Here is a 16,447-nt window from a genome sequence, read left to right as displayed (position 1 = left end):
CGCGGCAGCCGCGCCGGCGCAAATGACTTTCGGCACGGTCGCGCGGACGCACGTCGTCCCCGGGCCGCCGCAGCCCGCGTCGCTGCGTGCCTAGCCCAGCGAACGCGCGGTGTTGATCACATTCTGTCCGTCGAAGCGCGCCGTCGCCGAGCCGTGCGAGACCGCCGACACCTGGCTCGGCTGGCCCTTGCCGTCGAAGAACGAGCCGCCCAGGCGAAAATCGCGTTCGTCGCAGATCGCCGAACAGTCGTTCCAGAACTCGGGGGTGCGTATCTGGTAGGCGCCATCCTCCACCAGCCCCTGCACCTGGCCGTTGCGGATCGCGAAGAACAGCTGGCCGCCGAACTGCGCGTTGTAGCGCTGCTGGTCGATCGAGTACGAGCCGCGGCCATGGATGTAGAGGCCGTTTTCCACGCCGCCGATCATGTCCTGCACGGTGAGCGGCGCCTTGCCCGGCGCCAGCGAGACGTTGGGCATCCGCTGGAACTGCACGCTCGACCAGGAATCGGCATAGCAGCAGCCGTCGGAGCGCTCCTTGCCCAGGATGTGGGCCTGGTCGCGGATCGACTGGTAGTCGACCAGGACGCCGTCGCGCACCAGGTCCCAGCGCTTGCACTGCACGCCTTCATCGTCATAGCCCACCGCGCCGAGGCTGCCCGGCTCGGTCTTGTCGGCGATGAAGTTGACGATCCCGCTGCCCCAGCGGAACGTGCCGCGCTTGTCGAGCGTGGCGAAGCTGGTGCCGGCGTAGTTGGCCTCGTAGCCGAGCACGCGGTCGAGCTCCAGCGGATGGCCCACGTTCTCGTGGATGGTCAGGAACAGGTTGCTCGGATCGATGACCAGGTCGTACTTGCCGGGCTTGACCGAGGGCGCCTTGAGCTTGTCCCGCGCCTGCCTGGCCGCGGCGATGGCGTCGGCGCGCATGTCGTAGGACCTGCCGTAGGCGACCACGCCGCCGGGCAGCTCGAAGCGCTGGGCAGGATCGGCGTCGAGGTATTCATAGCCCAGCCCCATCGGCGCGGACAGGCCGTCGCGGGTGCGGAACTTGCCCGTCGCCTTGTCGATCGCGGTCACCGTGAACGGCACCCAGATCCGGTGCACGTCCTGGTCGATGTAGGAACCGTCGGTCGATGCGAAGTATTTCTGCTCGTTGATCAGGAACATGCGCGAGTTGACGAAGCTCGCGCCGGCCTCGAGCGCGGCGGCGTTGACCGACAGCAGCAGGTCGAGCTTGTCGCGGATCGGCACCGCCATGCCGTTCTTCGCGATCGGCGTGCGCCAGGACACCTCGCCGACGCCGGGCGCCGGCGCCAGCCGCACCGGAGCGGACTGGATGCGCGCGTTGGCGCGGGCGATCGCCACCGCCTGGCGCGCCGCGGCCGCTACCGCATCCGGGTCGAGCCGGCTGGTGGCGGCGAAACCCCAGGCATCGCCGGCGATCACGCGCACGCCCACGCCCACCGATTCCTCGTTGGCGACGTTGAGCACCAGCGCCTCGCGCGTCATCAGCGACTGGCGCAGGTAGCGGCCGATGCGCACGTCGCAGTAGCTGGCGCCGGCATCGGTCGCGGCCTGCAGCGCGGCGTCCGCCAGGCGCTTCCTGGCCACCGGGTCGATGGTCCCGAGCAGCTGCTCCGCGGCCACCGCGCGCCCCGACAGCAGCGGCGGCAGCAGCGCCCCGCCTGCGGCAAGGCCGCCGAGGGCCAGGAATCCACGTCGCTGCATCGCCTTCGCTCCACTCTCGGGACATCGCCACCAGCATAGTCCGCAGCGCACGCGAGGCAGGCATGACTTCCGGCACGGTCGCCTCGCCGTGCGACCGTGCGCCGCACGAATCGCGCAGGGACTGCGGCTATGCTGGCGCATCCCGCCCCCTGCCCGATCGCCATGCGCACCTGCCTGCCCGCCGCCGCCCTGCTCGCCGTCACGCTTGCCGCCTGCAGCGGACAGGCCACCGCGCCCGCCGATGCAGGGGCCGCCCCGGCGCAGGCCGACCGCGCACAGTCCCAGGCCGATGCCGCCTTCGCGGAACTGTCGCGCCGCTATCTCGACGAGGCGATGGCGCTGTCGCCCGTGGCCGCCACCCAGATCGGCGACCACCGCTTCGACGGCGAGCTCGACGACCTCTCCGCGGCGGGACGGGCGAAGACCGACGACTTCCACGCGCGCATGCTCGTCGCGCTCGACGCCATCGACCTCGCATCGCTCACGCGCGAGAACCAGGTCGACGCCAGGATCCTGCGCAACCAGCTCGAATCGGCGCTGTGGAACAGCCGCAGCTTCCAGCCCTGGGCCTGGGATCCGCAGGTCTACAGCGGCCTGGCGGGCGGCGCCATCTACGGCCTGATGGCGCGCGAGTTCGCGCCGCTGCCCGAGCGCCTGGCATCCGCCACCGCGCGCATGGAGAAGATCCCGGCCCTGCTCGCGCAGGCGCGCGCGAACCTCGACCCGGCGCGCGTGCCGCGCACCCATGCCGAAACGGTCGCCCGGCAGAATCGCGGCGTGCTGGCCCTGGTCGACACCTTCATCACCCCCGCCGCCGACCAGCTGCAGGGCGCCGACCGCGAACGCCTGGACCGGGCGGTGGCCACCTTGCGCGGCGCGGTGGAGGAGCACCAGCGCTGGCTGGACGACACCCTGGTGCCGAACGCGACGGGCGAATTCCGCATCGGCGCCGAACGCTACGACCAGCAGCTGAAGTTCTCGCTCAATTCCTCGCTCTCGCGCCAGGAGATCCGCCAGCGCGCCGAAGCCGAGCTGGCGCGGATCCGCGACGAGATGTACGCGGTGTCGCGCCACGTGCTGGCCGGCAAGGCCGGCGCGCCGGCGACGCCCGAGGCGCCGGACGAGGCGCAGAAGCAGGCCGCGATCGAGGCGGCGATGGAATACGCCTACGCCGAGCGCCCGGCCCGCGACGAGGTGGTCGATTTCGCCCGCCAGACGCTGGAGGCGGCCACGCGCTTCGTGCGCGAACAGGACATCGTCACCGTGCCCGACGACCCGGTGAAGATCATCCTGATGCCGGAGTTCCAGCGCGGCGTCGCGGTGGCCTACTGCGATTCGCCCGGTCCGCTCGACAAGGGCCTGGACACCTATTACGCGATCTCGCCGATCCCGGAGGAGTGGAGCGACCGGCAGGTGGACTCGTTCCTGCGCGAGTACAACGACTACATGATCCACGTGCTGTCGATCCACGAGGCGATGCCGGGCCACTACCTGGAAGGCGTGCATTCGGCCAACCACCCGTCCACGCTGCGCGCCGTGTTCCGCTCCGGCCCGTTCGCCGAGGGCTGGGCGGTGTACACCGAACGCGTGCTGGCCGACGCCGGCTACCTAGACGGCGATCCGCTGTTCCGGCTGATGCAGCTCAAGTTCTACGCGCGCTCGGTGGCCAACGCGATCCTCGACCAGGGCGTGCACGTGGAGCAGTGGACCAAGGAGCAGGCCATGGACCTGATGGTGCGCCAGACCTTCCAGCAGCAGAGCGAGGCCGAGGGCAAGTGGATCCGCGCCCAGCTCTCGTCCACCCAGCTGGCCACCTACTTCGTCGGCGCGCAGGAGCACTTCGACGCGCGCAAGGCGGCCGAGGCGAAGGCCGGCGCGGCGTTCGACATGAAGGCCTACCACGACGGCATCCTCGCCCAGGGCGCGCCGCCGGTGCGTTTCGCGCGGCAGCTGCTGCTGGGCGAACCGATCCGGTAGCGCGGCGCGCCAGCCTAGCCACGCGGTTCGCGCAGAGGCAACAGCAGGAGCGGCCATGGAATTCAGGTCCATCCGACCCCCGGCGCCGCTGTCGTCCCTGGTCGAATCGATCTGGGACTGCCGGCAGCCCGCGCCGGCGCACCGTTTCGAACGCATGCTGCCTTCGGCATGCGCGCAGCTGGTCTTCAACCTCGCCGAGGACGAGACCCGCGTCTACGACGATGCGCTGCGCTGCACGCGCAACGCGGGTGCGGCGCTGTACGTGCCGGCGTTCCGTGGCTTTATCATCGACACCGCCGAGCAGACCTCGGCCGTCGGCGTGGTGTTCCGCGCCGGCGCGGCGGCCGCGTTCTTCCGCGAGCGCATGGATCCCGTCGCCAACCGCCACCTCGACCTCGACGCCCTTGCACGGGACGGCGGCGCGCTGCGCCAGCGCCTGCTCGAGGCCAGGGACGCCGATGCGCGCCTGCGCATCGTGCTGCGCTGGCTGTGCATGCGGATGGACGCGACCGGTGCGTGCATGCACCCGGCGGTCGCGCACGCGCTGCGGCGGCTCGACGCCGCATCCGGCGCGGCACCACGGATCCCGGCATTGGCCGCGGAATGCCGGCTGTCGCCGCGCCGCTTCGGCGAACTGTTCCGCGAGCAGGTGGGCATGGGTCCGAAACGCTATGCGCGGCTGCAGCGCTTCCACCACGTGGTGGCGCAGGTGCATCGCCGGCGAGCGCCTGACTGGGCGGGCCTGGCCGTGGACTGCGGCTTCCACGACCAGGCCCACCTCGCGCACGAGTTCCGTGCCTTCGCCGGCATGGCGCCGACCGCCTACCTGGCGCAACATGGCGACTGGATGCGCCATGCACCGCTGGCCTGAATGCCGGAATCTACAAGACCGGCAGCGACCGCCACGGCACGATGGCGCCACCACCCGCCCGGAGCCGACGCCATGTCCCTCGCCGCCAGCACCACCGCCACCATCATTCCCTGCCTGCGCTACCGCGACGCGCCCGCCGCCATCGAATGGCTGTGCGCGGCGTTCGGATTCGTGAAGCACGCGGTGTATGCCGACGGCGACACCGTCCACCACGCGCAGCTGACCTTCGGCAACGGCATGGTCATGCTCGGCTCCGCCGACAACACGAGCGAATGGGGCCGCCAGATCGTGCAGCCCGACGAAACCGGCCTGCGCGAGACCCAGAGCCCGTGCGTGATCGTGGCCGACTGCGACGCCCACTACGCGCGGGCCAAGGCCGCGGGCGCCACCATCGTGCAGGACATCGCCGACCAGGACTACGGCGGTCGCGGCTATTCGTGCCGCGACCCGGAAGGCCACCTGTGGTGGTTCGGGAGCTACGACCCATGGGCAGCCTGACCCTGGACCTGCCGGGCGACGGCGTGCCCGCCGTCGATGGCATCCGCGTCGGCGTCGGCGGCTGGACCTATGCGCCCTGGCGGGACAACTTCTATCCCAAGGGCCTGGTCCAGCGCCGCGAGCTGGAGTACGCCAGCCGCGAGTTGTCGGCGATCGAGATCAACGGCACCTACTACGGGGCGCAGAAGCCAGCCACGTACGCGAAATGGCGCGAGCAGACCCCGCCAGGATTCGTGTTCACCGCCAAGGCGCCCAAACGCATCACCCAGGCGCGCGCGCTGGACCAGACCGGCGCGCAGGTCGAGGACTTCGTGGGCGGCATCGCCGAACTGGGTGACCGCCTGGCCGCACTGGTGTGGCAGTTCGACGCGGGAACACGCATCGATCGCGCGGCATTCGGCGCCTTCCTGGAATCCCTGCCGCGCCAGGTGTCCGGCAGGCCGATGCGCCATGTGCTCGACGTGCGCGACCACGCCTTCGTCGACGCGGAGTACGTCGCCCTCGCCCGCCGCCATGGCATGGCGACGGTCTTCACCGATTCGGATGCGCACCCGAGCTTTGCGGACGCGACCGCGGACTTCATCTATGCGCGCCTGATGCGCTCGCGTTCCGAGGTCGCATCCGGATACCCGGCTGCGGAACTGCAGGCGTGGGCCGGACGTGCGCGCACCTGGGCGCAAGGCGGCACCCCCGCCGACCTGCCGAGCCTGCTGGGGCCGACCCGATCCCGGGCGAAGCCGCACAAGCGCGAGGTGTTCATCTTCTTCATCTCGGCGGCGAAGGAGCGCAATCCTGCCGCAGCGATCGAGCTGTTGCGGCTGCTGGGCGCGCGCCGGGGCTGAGGACACCGGTGCAGGCGACACGGGCAGGAGAGGTGCCACGCCGTCTCCCTGTGAAGCCGCGACGCTGCGGTCATCTCCGATGGACGGCTGTCCCGACGCGACTTCAGTCACTGGATTCACCCGGCCACTTGTGCCTACCCTGCCGCGCATCGAGGCGTTCGTCCTGCCGTCCCATCACCAGGAGTTCCGTCATGACCAGTCGCCGCGACTTCATCGCCAGCGCCAGCCTCGCCGCCACCGGGCTGGCGCTGGCCCCGCTCGCCGCCTGCAGCCAGGACAGGCCCGATCCGGCCTCGCCACGCCCGCACGAGAAGCCCACCGGCGCCATCGCCGACATCGTGCCGGTCGGCGGTGCACTGCTGGCCCGCGCCATTCCCGCCACCGGCGAAACGATTCCGGTGATCGGCGTCGGCACCTCCGGCAGCTACGAGGTGCCGCTGGATTCTCCGGAGTTCGAGGCACTCGAGGACGTGATGAAGGTGTTCTTCGAAGGCGGCGGCCGCCTGCTCGACACCTCGCCCAACTACAGCAATGCCGAGGACGTGGTCGGTGCCCTGCTCGCGGGCGGCGGCTGGCGCGAGCGCTGCTTCCTCGCCACCAAGCTGGCCGCGGACAGCCGCGCTGCCCTGGAGGCGCAGTGGGCCGATTCGCTGCGGCGGCTGCGCACCGACCATGTCGAGCTGCTGCAGGTCCACAACCTGCGCAACATGGCCGAGGCCATGCCCTATGCGCGCGAACTCAAGGCCCAGGGCAAGGCGAAGTACATCGGCATCACCCATTACCTGGAGCGCGGCCATGCCGAAACCGCGCGGCTGATGCGCGCGGAGAAGCCCGACTTCGTGCAGATCAACTATTCGGTCAACGCGCCGCAGGCCGCGCAGACCATCTTCCCGCTGGCGCAGGAGCTGGGTATCGCGGTGATCGTCAACCGCGCGTTCGACGACGGCAAGCTGTTCACCGCCACGCGCGGCAAGGCGCTGCCGGACTGGGCCGCCGCGGCAGGCGTGACGTCATGGGCGCAGATGTTCCTGAAGTTCACGATCAGCCATCCGGCGGTGACCGCGGTCATTCCGGCGACCGGCAAGCCGGAGCGTCAGGCCGACAACCTCGGCGGCGGCACCGCTCCACTGCTGGATGAAACGCAGCAGGCCGAACTGGTCGCGATGTTCGCCTGAGCCGCGCCCCGATGAAGGCGGGATTCCAGCAGCTGTTCAACCTGCGTCGCGGCGAAACCGGGCCGGTGCTGGTCGCCGGGCTGTTCTTCTTCTGCATCCTCACCGCGCTGATGATGTTGCGCCCGGCGCGCGACGCGCTGGGCATGGAGCGCGGCATCGACAGCGTGCGCTGGCTGTTCGTGGGCACCGCGGTGGTGACGCTGGCCGTCAACCCGCTGTTCGGCTGGCTGGTGGCGCGGCTGCGGCGGCTGCACTTCATCAGCGCCACCTACGTGTTCTTCGCGGCGAGCCTGGTGGGGTTCTGGGCGCTGCTGCTGTCCGCGCCCGACGCGGTGGGCGCGCGCAGCGGCCAGGTGTTCTACGTGTGGTTCAGCGTGTTCAACCTGTTCGTGACCATGGTGTTCTGGGCCCTGCTGGCCGACCGCTTCAGCAGCGCCCAGGGCAGGCGCCTGTTCGCGCTGATCGCGGTCGGCGGCACGCTGGGCGCGATCTTCGGGCCATGGCTGGCGGCGCGGCTGGCCGAGCCGCTGGGCACCGCGAGCCTGCTGCTGGTGGCCGCAGGTTTTCTGCTGCTCGGGGTCGGCCTGGCCTGGACACTGGTGCACGTGCGGACCGATCGCCGGGACGACGCCGGCGATGCGGTCCCCTCCACCGTCGCACACGAGGAACGGCGCATCGGCGGCAGCGCATGGGCCGGGCTGCGCGCAGTGTTCTCCTCGCCCTACCTGATGGGCATCGCCGGCTACGTGCTGACGATGACCATCGTCGCCACGTTCATCTACTTCACCCGCCTGCAGATGGTGGCCGCGGCCGAGAGCGACCTCGACGCGCGCACCAGCCTGCTGGGCAATATCGACATGTGGACCCAGCTCGCGGTGCTGCTGCTGCAGCTCACGCTCACCGGCCACATCATCCGACGCTTCGGCCTGGGCTTCGCGCTGGCCGCGCTGCCGGTCGCGACGGCGCTGGGCTTCGTCGGACTGGCCATCTACGGGTCGTTCGCATTGCTGATCCTGCTCGAGGCCACCAGCAAGGCGGTGCAGCGCGGCCTCACGCGTCCGGCGCGCGAAGCGCTGTTCACGGTGATCAGCCGCGAGGACAAGTACAAGGCCAAGGCCTTCATCGACACCTTCGTGTATCGCGCAGGCGACGTGGTCGGCGCGCAGACCGAAGGCCTGCTCGGGCGCCTGGGCCTGGCGCTCGGCGGCCTGGTCACGGTGGTGGTGCCGCTGGCGCTGTTCTGGGCGATGCTCGGGCTGTGGCTGGGACGCGCGCAGCAGCGGGGCGCGCAGCAGGCGGGAGCGACGTCGCCGGCGCCCGGCGCGGACCGCGGAGCCTGACGACGGCTCTCCCCGTCCACCCGGGGGGCGAGGGTCCGGCGCCATTGTCCAGCGCGCGCTCAGTCCCCGGTCGCCGCCCGGTACACGAGCCTGCCGCCGCGCAGCGTGTAGCGGACATCGGCGAATGCGTCCACGCCGTCCGCGGGGTCGTTGTGCAGCACCACCAGGTCGGCATCGAGCCCTTCCGCGATCCGGCCCTTGCGCTGCGCATGTCCGAAATACGCCGCGGGCGCGGTGGTCAGGCTCTCGAGGATCCGGCGCCAGTCCATTCCCGCCTCGTGCATCAGTCGCAACTCGATGCTGGTGTCGTAGGCATCGACATAGCCCGCGTCGGTTCCGAACAGCACCGTACCGCCAGCCGCGGCGAACGCGGCGACCTGCTGTTTCGTGGTGCCGATCGCCTGCGCCAGGATCGCCTCGGGCACGTTCTCCTTGCGCATCTCGACCTCGAACAGCGCCAGCGTCGGCACCAGCGCCATGTCGTCCCCGACCATGCGCTGCACCAGCGCCTCCGGCCACGGCCCGGCCTGTGGCGCGGTGTGTGCGAGCACGTCGGCGCCGCTGTCGATCGCGACCGCCAGGCCGTCGGCATTGGTGGGATGCACGAACACGCGCCTGCCCGCGGCATGCGCCACCTCGACCACCGCGCGGGCCACGTCGAGGTCCATCGGCAGTACGCCGACCTCGCCGCCGACGATGGCGCCGCCGAACAGCTTCAGCCCGTCGGCACCCTGCTCCAGCTGCCGCCGCGCCCGTGCCGCAGCGTCCTCCGGGTTCGCCACTTCCGCCAGCCGCGCGTTCCAGCCGCCCAGTTCGTCGGGCACGTAGACCGGCTTGCCGTCCCTGGGGAAGAACGGCATGTCGACGGTCAGGATGTGGGGGCCCTCCACCTCGCCGGCGGCGATCCGCGTGCGCAACGCGATCGCATTGCCCGGTGGCGAGGCGATGTCGAAGATCGTGGTGAAGCCCCAGCGCAGGTACGCGGACGACAAGCGCTCCGACAGCACGTCGCCGGGGTGCGCGCTGGCCCGGTCGAGCGGCGGCGCCATGAGGTGCACGTGGCTGTTCCAGAAGCCGGCGACGAGGGTGCCGCCGGCGGCATCGAGAATCTCGGCGTTCGCGGGGATGGCGATGGCGGCGGTCTTGCCGACCGCCACGATGCGGCCGTCGCGCACCAGCACGGTGCCGTGCTCGATGGGCTCGGCATCGGGCGCCGCGACGATCCGCGCGTTGGTCACCGCCAGTTCGGCCGCGTGCGCGGGCTGCATGCCCGCGAGCACGAGGCCCAGGAGGAAGACGACACGGAAGACCTCACGCACGGCGATGCACCTGGCGGCCGGACGGTGCGATGTTAGGCGCCTTCGCACGATGTGCGCCCCTCCCGGAAGCCCCGGGCTGCAGCGATTCGCACCCGTCCGGCCGATCAGCGCCCGCCCAGTGTCGCGAGCGCGCGCACCGGAAAGGTGCCGACGCCGGCAAACCGCGGCGGCAGCGCGGTGAAGCGGAAACCCTCGCGCGGCAGCGCGGCGAGGTTGCACAGGTGTTCCACGATCGGGATGCCCGCGCCGGGCAGGATCGTATGCACCGGCCGCGCCTTGCCGCGGGTGTCGTCGATGTTCATCGAGTCGATGCCGACCAGGGCCACGCCGCAGTCGCGCAGCCAGGTGGCGGCCGCTTCGGTGAGGAACGGATGGTGGTCGGCGTAGGCGGGCGATTCCCAGTGGACGTCCCAGCCGGTGCGCACCAGCACCGCACGGCCCCGCAGCTCCACCCTGCGCAGGTGTTCGGCATCGATCGCCCGCAGCCAGCGGTGGTCGGCGTCGATCACCACCGCGTCGAGGTCCGCGAACGCGGAGGCCGGCATCTGCGCCAGGTCGGCGCCGTCGGCGTAGCGGTGAAACGGACAGTCCACGTAGGTGCCGGTGTTGGCGACCATGTCGATGCGCGCGATCGGGAACTCGGTGCCTTCTGCGTAGTGCGCGCGCGAGGCCTCGCGGCCGAGGTAGTCGCAGATGCGCGCGGCCGGCAGGCCGGGATAGGCACCGTGCCGTCGCGCACCACGTGGCTCAGCTCGACGATCCCGCACAGGTGTGGCGCGGGCGACGCCACGCGCTTGTGCGCCTCGGCGATGATCGCCTTGCGCGTGATCCGCACCGGGCCCGCCATCAGCAGCCGCAGGTCACGCACGATGTACTCGGCCAGTGCGGCGTCGTCGATGTCGTCGCCGTCGATGTCGAGCCGGAAGCCCTGGCCCTGCAGCCCGCCGCCATTGGTGAACTCCAGCTCGAAGTCGAACTGCACGCGCTTGTGCGTCATCGCGCGCGTCCCTGGCTGAAGGCCACGCTGCCCAGGATCAGGGCGCCGGCCAGGGCCATCGTCCAGGTCAGGGGCTCGTCCAGCAGCCACCATGCCCAGGCCACGCCGAACAGCGGCACCAGGTAGGTGACGGTGGAGGCGCGGCTGGCGCCGATGCGCGCGATCAGCCGGTAGTACATGACGAAGGCGATGCCCGTGCACAGCACGCCCAGCATCGCCGCCGACAGCCACGACGCCAGCGGCAACGGCTGCGCCGGCCAGGTCGCGAGCGCCAGCGGCAGGGTCAGCAGCGCCGCGACCCCGAGCGTGGCCGACGCCACGGCGGCAGGCGGCAGGCCGGTGAGGTGCCGGCGCACCAGGTTGATGCCCAGGCCGTACAGCAGCGAGGCCAGCGCACCGGCCAGCGCCGCCGCACCGACGCTCATGCCGGCGACCTTGCCGCTGGCCAGCACCACCACGCCGGCGAAGCCGGCCAGCAGCGCCACCGCGCGGCGCGTGCCGATGCGCTCGCCGAAGAACAGGAAGCCCATCAGCGCGGTGAACAGCACGGTCATCGCGTTGGCGATCGCGCCGATGCCGGCCGGCGCGCGCTGCGCCGCCCACGCGAACAGCAGGAACGGCACGGCCGAGTTGATCGCACCGATCACCGCCAGCTTCGGCCACAGGCGCAGCGGGAACTGGCCACGCGCGCGCCACAGGAACGGCAGCAGCACGAACGCGCCCAGCGCCAGGCGCACCTCCACCAGCGGCGCTGCGCCGAAGTCCGGCGCAGCCACCCGCATGAACAGGAACGACGCGCCCCAGATCGCCCCGAGCACGCACAGCTCCAGCGGCGTCAGCCATCCGGCCTCGCTGGGCATTGCCGTTGCCGCGGTCGCGTTCTGGCAGGACATGGCGGCAATCTTGCAGTGGGGAGCGGGGCATTGTGCTTGTCGCCCACGCACGCACAAGCGCATACTTTTTGGCCAAGGCACAAACCGGATTTGTGGCTCGCATGACACTGCGTTCCGACCTGCTGCCGGCGCTGGTGGCATTCGAATCGGCGGCCCGGCACCAGAATTTCGCGCATGCCGCCGAAGAGCTTCACCTGACCTCCAGCGCGGTCAGCCACCACGTGCGCAAGCTCGAGGCCCGGCTGGGGGTGGCCCTGTTCCAGCGCCATGCGCGCGGCGTCTCGCTGACCGCCGAAGGCCGGCACCTGGCCGACGTCGCGAGTGCGGCGATCCACGATCTCGACGGCGCCATGCAGGACCTGCGCAGCCGCGACGACGCGCGCACGGTGCGCATCACCACCCTGCATTCGTTCGCCTACACCTGGCTGATCCCCAAGCTGCCCGCCTTCGCCCGCGAACACCCTGACCTGCGCCTGCGCGTGGATACCGAGATCGCCCTGACCCGGCTCGACGAGGTCGGTCCCGACCTGGCGATCCGCCACGGGCCGGGGCGCTGGCCCGGGCTGGCGGCGCAGCACCTGATGGACGAGACGCTGTTCCCGGTGGCCGCACCTTCGCTGCCGGGGCTGGACCGCGTCGCCTCGGCCGCGGACATCCTGCAGCTGCCGCTGGTCGCCGACCTCAGCCACCAGGGCTGGCACGACTGGTTCCGGGCCAACGGCGTGCGCAGCACCCGCCTGGACGAACAGTTCGTCTTCAGCGACAGCACCGACATGCTGCGCGCCGCGTCGCTCGGGCTGGGGGCGGCGCTCGCGCGCGAACGCATCGTCGCGCCCTGGCTGGCGAGCGGGCAGCTGGCGCGCCTGCCCGGCGCGCCGATGCCGGGCCGCTACGCCTACTACATCGCCTACCCCGCGCACCGGCGGCCGCGGGCGGCGGTGCGCCGCGTCATCGACTGGCTGGTGGCGCAGCCGGTGGACTGAGCGCGGCCCCTGCGGAGCGGGCATCGACCACGGCCCTCCGGCGCGCCCGGGGGACGGGTCGTGACGATTCCATCCGCGGCAGGCATCCTGACCACCCGTCCGCCTTTCCTCCCCCCCAATGAGCCCCACCGCCAAGGCCCACTGGCAGATCCACCTGTGCGTGCTGCTGTGGGGCTTCACCGCGATCCTGGGCAAGCTGATCACGCTGCCGGCGCTGCCGCTGGTGTGGTGGCGGATGGGCCTGGTGGTGCTGGCACTGCTGCTGGTGCCGCGCGTGTGGCGCGGCCTGCGCGCGCTGCCGGCGCGGCTGCTGCTGGCCTATGCCGGCATCGGCGTGCTGGTCGCGCTGCACTGGCTGACCTTCTATGGCGCGATCAAGCTCGCCAACGCGTCGGTCGCGGCCACCTGCATGGCGCTGGCGCCGGTGTTCGTCGCCCTGATCGAACCCAAGCTGGCGCGCCGCCGCTTCTCGATCCGCGAGCTGGCGCTGGGCGTGCTGGTGCTGCCAGGCGTCGCCCTGGTGGTCGGCGGGGTCTCGGCCGACATGCGCACGGGGATCATGGTCGGCGCCCTCTCGGCACTGTTCGTGGCCGTGTTCGGCTCGCTCAACAAGCGCCTGGTCGATCATGCCGATCCGCTGACGGTGACCGCCGTCGAGCTGGGCGCCGGCACGCTCGCGCTGACCCTGCTCGCACCGCTGATGCCGCTGCTCTTCCCGGTATTCGCCGGACCGCTGCTGGAACTGCCCTCGCCCGGCGACGCGCTGTGGCTGCTGCTGCTCGCCGGCGCCTGCACGCTGTTCCCGTTCGCGCTGTCGCTGGTCGCGCTGCGCCACATCAGCGCGTTCTCCGCGCAGATGGCGGTGAATCTCGAGCCGGTCTACGCGATCGTGCTGGCCATGCTGCTGCTCGGCGAGCAGCACGAACTGGCGCCGATGTTCTATGCCGGGGTGGCGGTGCTGCTGGCGGCGGTGTTCGCCCATCCGTTGCTGCATCCGCAGCGGCGGATCGACCATCCCGAGGTGCTGGGCACCTCCGAGGCCAAGGGTATCGTCGAATAGGGCGGGCACCGGTGGCGCCGGCCGCGTGACAAACCGCGTCCTGCCGCGAACCACCCCGCCATGACAGGCACACTTTCCCGCAGCCGGACCCTGGACCACGCGTCGATGCCCGCATCCGCTTCCGCCCGCTTCGACGCGCTGCTGCAGCAGCATCGCGGCATCGTGCTGAAGGTCGCCAACAGCTACGCCTACGGCGCCGAGGACCGCGCCGACCTGGCCCAGGACATCGCCACCCAGCTCTGGCGAGCGTGGCCCGCCTACGACCCGGCGCGCAGGTTCTCGACCTGGATGTACCGGATCGCGCTGAACACCGCGATCTCCTGGCTGCGCGGCGAAACCCTGCGCCGCCGCCACGCGGTGCCGCTGGACGAGAGCCTGCACGAGCACGCCGACGAAGGCGCCGCCCGCCCCGAGGACGGCGAGCGCCTGCGCCTGCTGTGGCGCTTCATGGACACGCTCGACCCCCTCAACCGCGCGCTGCTGGTGCTGTACCTGGAAGAGCGCAGCACCCGCGAGATGGCCGAGATCCTGGGCCTGGGCGAAAGCAGCGTCACCTCCCGCATCAGCCGCCTCAAGCAGCGCCTGCGCGACTGGGCCGCGAACGACGGCCGCGCGGATCCCGCATGACAGGAACAATGATCATGGAACTCGACGAACTGAGACAGGCCTGGCAGACGCTGGGCCGGCAGCTGGAGCGCCAGCACGACCTGCAGTGGCAGCTGCTGCGCGAGCATCGGCTCGAGCGCGTGCGCGGCCAGCTGCGTCCGCTGCTGTGGGGCCAGGGGCTGCAGCTGCTGCTGGGGATCGGCCTGGTCGTGCTGGGCGTGGCCTGCTGGACCCGCAACACCGACATCCCCGGCCTGCTCGCCAGCGGCGTGCTGGTGCATGCCTTCGGCCTGATGACCGCGGTGATGGCGGGGCTGACGATCGCCTGCGCCGCCAGCATCGACTATTCCGCGCCGGTGCTGCGGATCCAGAAGAAGATGGCGATGCTGCTGCGCCTGCAGGCCTGCAACGCGAGCCTGTGCGGACTGCCCTGGTGGATCATGTGGCTGCCGGTGGTGCTGGCGGTCGCCGGGCTTGGCGAAGTCGATCCGGCGGCCGGGACGCCCGCCTGGATCGCGGCCAGCCTTGCCGTCGGCATCGCCGGCCTGCTCGGCACCTGGGCGTGGGCGGCGTGGCGGCGGCGACGCCCGGCGGATGCGCAGGCGGACGCACAGGTGCACGGGCACGGCTGCGGCGCCGCCGACGGCAGCGACGGCATCCGCCGCGGCCAGCGCCTGCTCGACGAACTGGCAAGCTTCGAACGCGACTGAGTCCAGCGGCGAAGCCGCGGGTACGAGCGCGTATCATCGCCGCTGGACCGACAGCCCGATGCACCTCGCATGCCTGGAGTTTCCCGCGCGGGCGCGCGCCCTGCCGTCGTCGCGCGCGCCGCCTGCCTGCTGGCCGCCTGCCTGCTTGCGGCATGCGCCGACCCGGCGCCCCGCGCCACGCAGGACGCCGAGCCGGCGGCCGCCACGGCCACGCTCAGCTGCCTGCCAGGCACCCTGGTGTCGCTGCAGCTTCCGCTGCGGGAAGGCTTCGCGTTCACGCATGCGGCGCCGCGCGGCAGCGACGCCGTGGCGCGCTGCGTGCTGTCGCTGTTCGGCCCGCGCACGCTGAAGTCGCCGCTCGCGTTCGACCGCGCCTACGGCCGCGTCTTCGCCTACCACGAGGAAGGCGGCACGCTCGACCTGCACGCGCTCGAGCCCGGGCAGCTGCGGCTGTTCCGGATCGGATCGTCCGGCGCCGCCGACGTCTGGCTGCTGCGCGCGGACATCGGCACGCCGTTCGAACCCGCGCACCTGGACGTGCTGTTCAGCACGCGCCGCGGGGACGGCACGCTGGTCGACCATCTGCTGGTCGGCGCCATGGGCATGCTGTACCGGCGCGACTACGACATCGAAACCGCGCGGGCCTTCGCCATCCACGAGGAGACCGGCCGCGGCGCGATGGCCGGTCCCGGCTACCGCGCGCGCTACCGGGTCCAGGACGACGGACGCTTCGTGCTGGTGGATTCCGACGTGCTGCCGGCGACGGCGGCCCTGCCCTGACGGGCGGCGGTGCCAGGCCGCGCCTGGCGCTTCACGACCGCGCCCGGCAAGCCGGGTCGGCGGGGCAACGGGCTGCGGCGCATCCGCCGGGAGGCGCGCGCGGCCGGGGATCAGCGCAGGCTGTAGCCCGACACGCGCCAGACGCGGTCCTCGTCGAGGCGGAACGACACCAGCTCGCGCACCGGCTGCGGGTTGCTGGCGAAGGTCGTCGCCGATCGCACGTTGATGTACAGGCCCTCGGGCACCTGCTGCCCCGCGCGGAACAGCGAGCGGCTCACTTCGGGCGTGCCGCGCGAGGCCACGGCGCCCAGGCGGTTGCGGTCGATCGTGACCTGCTTGATGAACTCGTCGCGCGGGACCATCCGCTTCATCGCCGCGGACGCGCCGTCCCACACCTCGCCGATGCGGTTGCCGTCCACCAGCTGCAGCACCTGCAGCGCCGCCTGGGTCATGTCGGCGTCCTGCTTGGCCAGCGCGGCGCGCTGTTCCGGCGTGAGCTGCTCCATGGCCGGCTGCTGCGTCGCGGCGGGCTGCGCGGCCGGAGCCGGCTGCGGGGCGGGCTGCTGGGCCAGGGCGCTGCCGCACAGGATCAGCGCGGCGAGGGTGGAAGACAGGCGCAGTCTGTTCATGGTCGATCAGGCCTTGCGTTGAGGTCGGGGGCCCGAGTGTAC

Annotated in this window: 17 protein-coding genes; 11 read left to right on the top strand and 6 right to left on the bottom strand. The window is 71.5% G+C overall.

Annotated features, from left to right (window positions below; genetic code table 11):
• Nucleotides 1-90: 90 nt before the first annotated feature.
• Nucleotides 91-1,725, bottom strand: a complete 1,635-nt coding sequence (locus tag Q0863_RS03390) for a TldD/PmbA family protein (protein ID WP_298575033.1) — start codon at nucleotides 1,723-1,725, stop codon at nucleotides 91-93.
• Nucleotides 1,726-1,887: 162 nt separating this feature from the next.
• Between Q0863_RS03390 and Q0863_RS03385 the strand changes: the two genes are divergently transcribed.
• From Q0863_RS03385 to Q0863_RS03360, 6 genes are all read left to right on the top strand, one after another.
• Nucleotides 1,888-3,702: a DUF885 domain-containing protein gene (locus Q0863_RS03385; RefSeq protein WP_298575031.1), complete on the top strand. Its 1,815-nt coding sequence runs from the start codon at nucleotides 1,888-1,890 to the stop codon at nucleotides 3,700-3,702.
• 55 nt (nucleotides 3,703-3,757) lie between these two features.
• On the top strand, nucleotides 3,758-4,573 hold the full coding sequence (locus Q0863_RS03380) for a helix-turn-helix domain-containing protein (RefSeq protein WP_298575029.1): 816 nt from the start codon (nucleotides 3,758-3,760) through the stop codon (nucleotides 4,571-4,573).
• A gap of 72 nt (nucleotides 4,574-4,645) precedes the next feature.
• On the top strand, nucleotides 4,646-5,071 hold the full coding sequence (locus Q0863_RS03375) for a VOC family protein (RefSeq protein WP_298575027.1): 426 nt from the start codon (nucleotides 4,646-4,648) through the stop codon (nucleotides 5,069-5,071).
• Nucleotides 5,059-5,913 (top strand): DUF72 domain-containing protein, encoded by an 855-nt coding sequence (locus Q0863_RS03370; RefSeq protein WP_298575025.1) that lies wholly within the window; start codon nucleotides 5,059-5,061, stop codon nucleotides 5,911-5,913. Before Q0863_RS03375 ends, Q0863_RS03370 begins: the two co-directional genes overlap by 13 nt.
• Nucleotides 5,914-6,104: 191 nt before the next feature.
• On the top strand, nucleotides 6,105-7,088 hold the full coding sequence (locus tag Q0863_RS03365; RefSeq protein ID WP_298575023.1) for an aldo/keto reductase: 984 nt from the start codon (nucleotides 6,105-6,107) through the stop codon (nucleotides 7,086-7,088).
• A gap of 11 nt (nucleotides 7,089-7,099) precedes the next feature.
• Nucleotides 7,100-8,428 (top strand): MFS transporter, encoded by a 1,329-nt coding sequence (locus tag Q0863_RS03360; protein ID WP_298575021.1) that lies wholly within the window; start codon nucleotides 7,100-7,102, stop codon nucleotides 8,426-8,428.
• 59 nt (nucleotides 8,429-8,487) lie between these two features.
• Here Q0863_RS03360 and Q0863_RS03355 read toward each other — a convergent pair whose 3' ends face one another.
• From Q0863_RS03355 to Q0863_RS03340, 4 genes are all read right to left on the bottom strand, one after another.
• Complete coding sequence (locus tag Q0863_RS03355; protein WP_298575019.1) at nucleotides 8,488-9,747, bottom strand: amidohydrolase family protein; 1,260 nt, start codon at nucleotides 9,745-9,747, stop codon at nucleotides 8,488-8,490.
• A 104-nt stretch (nucleotides 9,748-9,851) separates the two neighbouring features.
• Entirely contained in the window at nucleotides 9,852-10,364 is a 513-nt protein-coding gene (locus Q0863_RS03350; RefSeq protein WP_298575017.1) for a cyclase family protein, read from the bottom strand.
• The gene (locus tag Q0863_RS03345; RefSeq protein ID WP_298575015.1) at nucleotides 10,253-10,744 is read right to left on the bottom strand and encodes a hypothetical protein; all 492 of its coding nucleotides are present in this window, start codon (nucleotides 10,742-10,744) and stop codon (nucleotides 10,253-10,255) included. The genes Q0863_RS03350 and Q0863_RS03345 overlap by 112 nt, the downstream gene beginning before the upstream one ends.
• Nucleotides 10,741-11,637: a DMT family transporter gene (locus tag Q0863_RS03340; RefSeq protein ID WP_298575013.1), complete on the bottom strand. Its 897-nt coding sequence runs from the start codon at nucleotides 11,635-11,637 to the stop codon at nucleotides 10,741-10,743. The genes Q0863_RS03345 and Q0863_RS03340 overlap by 4 nt, the downstream gene beginning before the upstream one ends.
• A 101-nt stretch (nucleotides 11,638-11,738) precedes the next feature.
• Here Q0863_RS03340 and Q0863_RS03335 point away from each other — a divergent pair, with 101 nt between their 5' ends.
• From Q0863_RS03335 to Q0863_RS03315, 5 genes are all read left to right on the top strand, one after another.
• Nucleotides 11,739-12,620: a LysR substrate-binding domain-containing protein gene (locus Q0863_RS03335; RefSeq protein ID WP_298575011.1), complete on the top strand. Its 882-nt coding sequence runs from the start codon at nucleotides 11,739-11,741 to the stop codon at nucleotides 12,618-12,620.
• A gap of 118 nt (nucleotides 12,621-12,738) precedes the next feature.
• Nucleotides 12,739-13,680, top strand: a complete 942-nt coding sequence (locus Q0863_RS03330; protein ID WP_298575009.1) for a DMT family transporter — start codon at nucleotides 12,739-12,741, stop codon at nucleotides 13,678-13,680.
• A gap of 105 nt (nucleotides 13,681-13,785) precedes the next feature.
• Complete coding sequence (locus Q0863_RS03325; RefSeq protein ID WP_298575006.1) at nucleotides 13,786-14,307, top strand: sigma-70 family RNA polymerase sigma factor; 522 nt, start codon at nucleotides 13,786-13,788, stop codon at nucleotides 14,305-14,307.
• A gap of 14 nt (nucleotides 14,308-14,321) precedes the next feature.
• Entirely contained in the window at nucleotides 14,322-14,996 is a 675-nt protein-coding gene (locus tag Q0863_RS03320) for a hypothetical protein (RefSeq protein ID WP_298575005.1), read from the top strand.
• A 69-nt stretch (nucleotides 14,997-15,065) separates the two neighbouring features.
• Nucleotides 15,066-15,776 carry a hypothetical protein gene (locus tag Q0863_RS03315; protein WP_298575003.1) on the top strand — a complete coding sequence of 237 codons (711 nt, stop codon included), beginning with the start codon at nucleotides 15,066-15,068 and terminating at the stop codon, nucleotides 15,774-15,776.
• Nucleotides 15,777-15,886: 110 nt separating this feature from the next.
• On the opposite strand, the gene Q0863_RS03310 is transcribed toward Q0863_RS03315, so the two are convergent.
• The gene (locus Q0863_RS03310) at nucleotides 15,887-16,405 is read right to left on the bottom strand and encodes a DUF4019 domain-containing protein (protein ID WP_298575001.1); all 519 of its coding nucleotides are present in this window, start codon (nucleotides 16,403-16,405) and stop codon (nucleotides 15,887-15,889) included.
• Between the last annotated feature and the right edge of the window lie 42 nt (nucleotides 16,406-16,447).

Origin of the sequence: uncultured Luteimonas sp. (genome assembly GCF_947492465.1) — a bacterium.
GTDB lineage: Bacteria > Pseudomonadota > Gammaproteobacteria > Xanthomonadales > Xanthomonadaceae > Luteimonas.
This window is presented reverse-complemented; position numbering and strand designations above follow the sequence as displayed.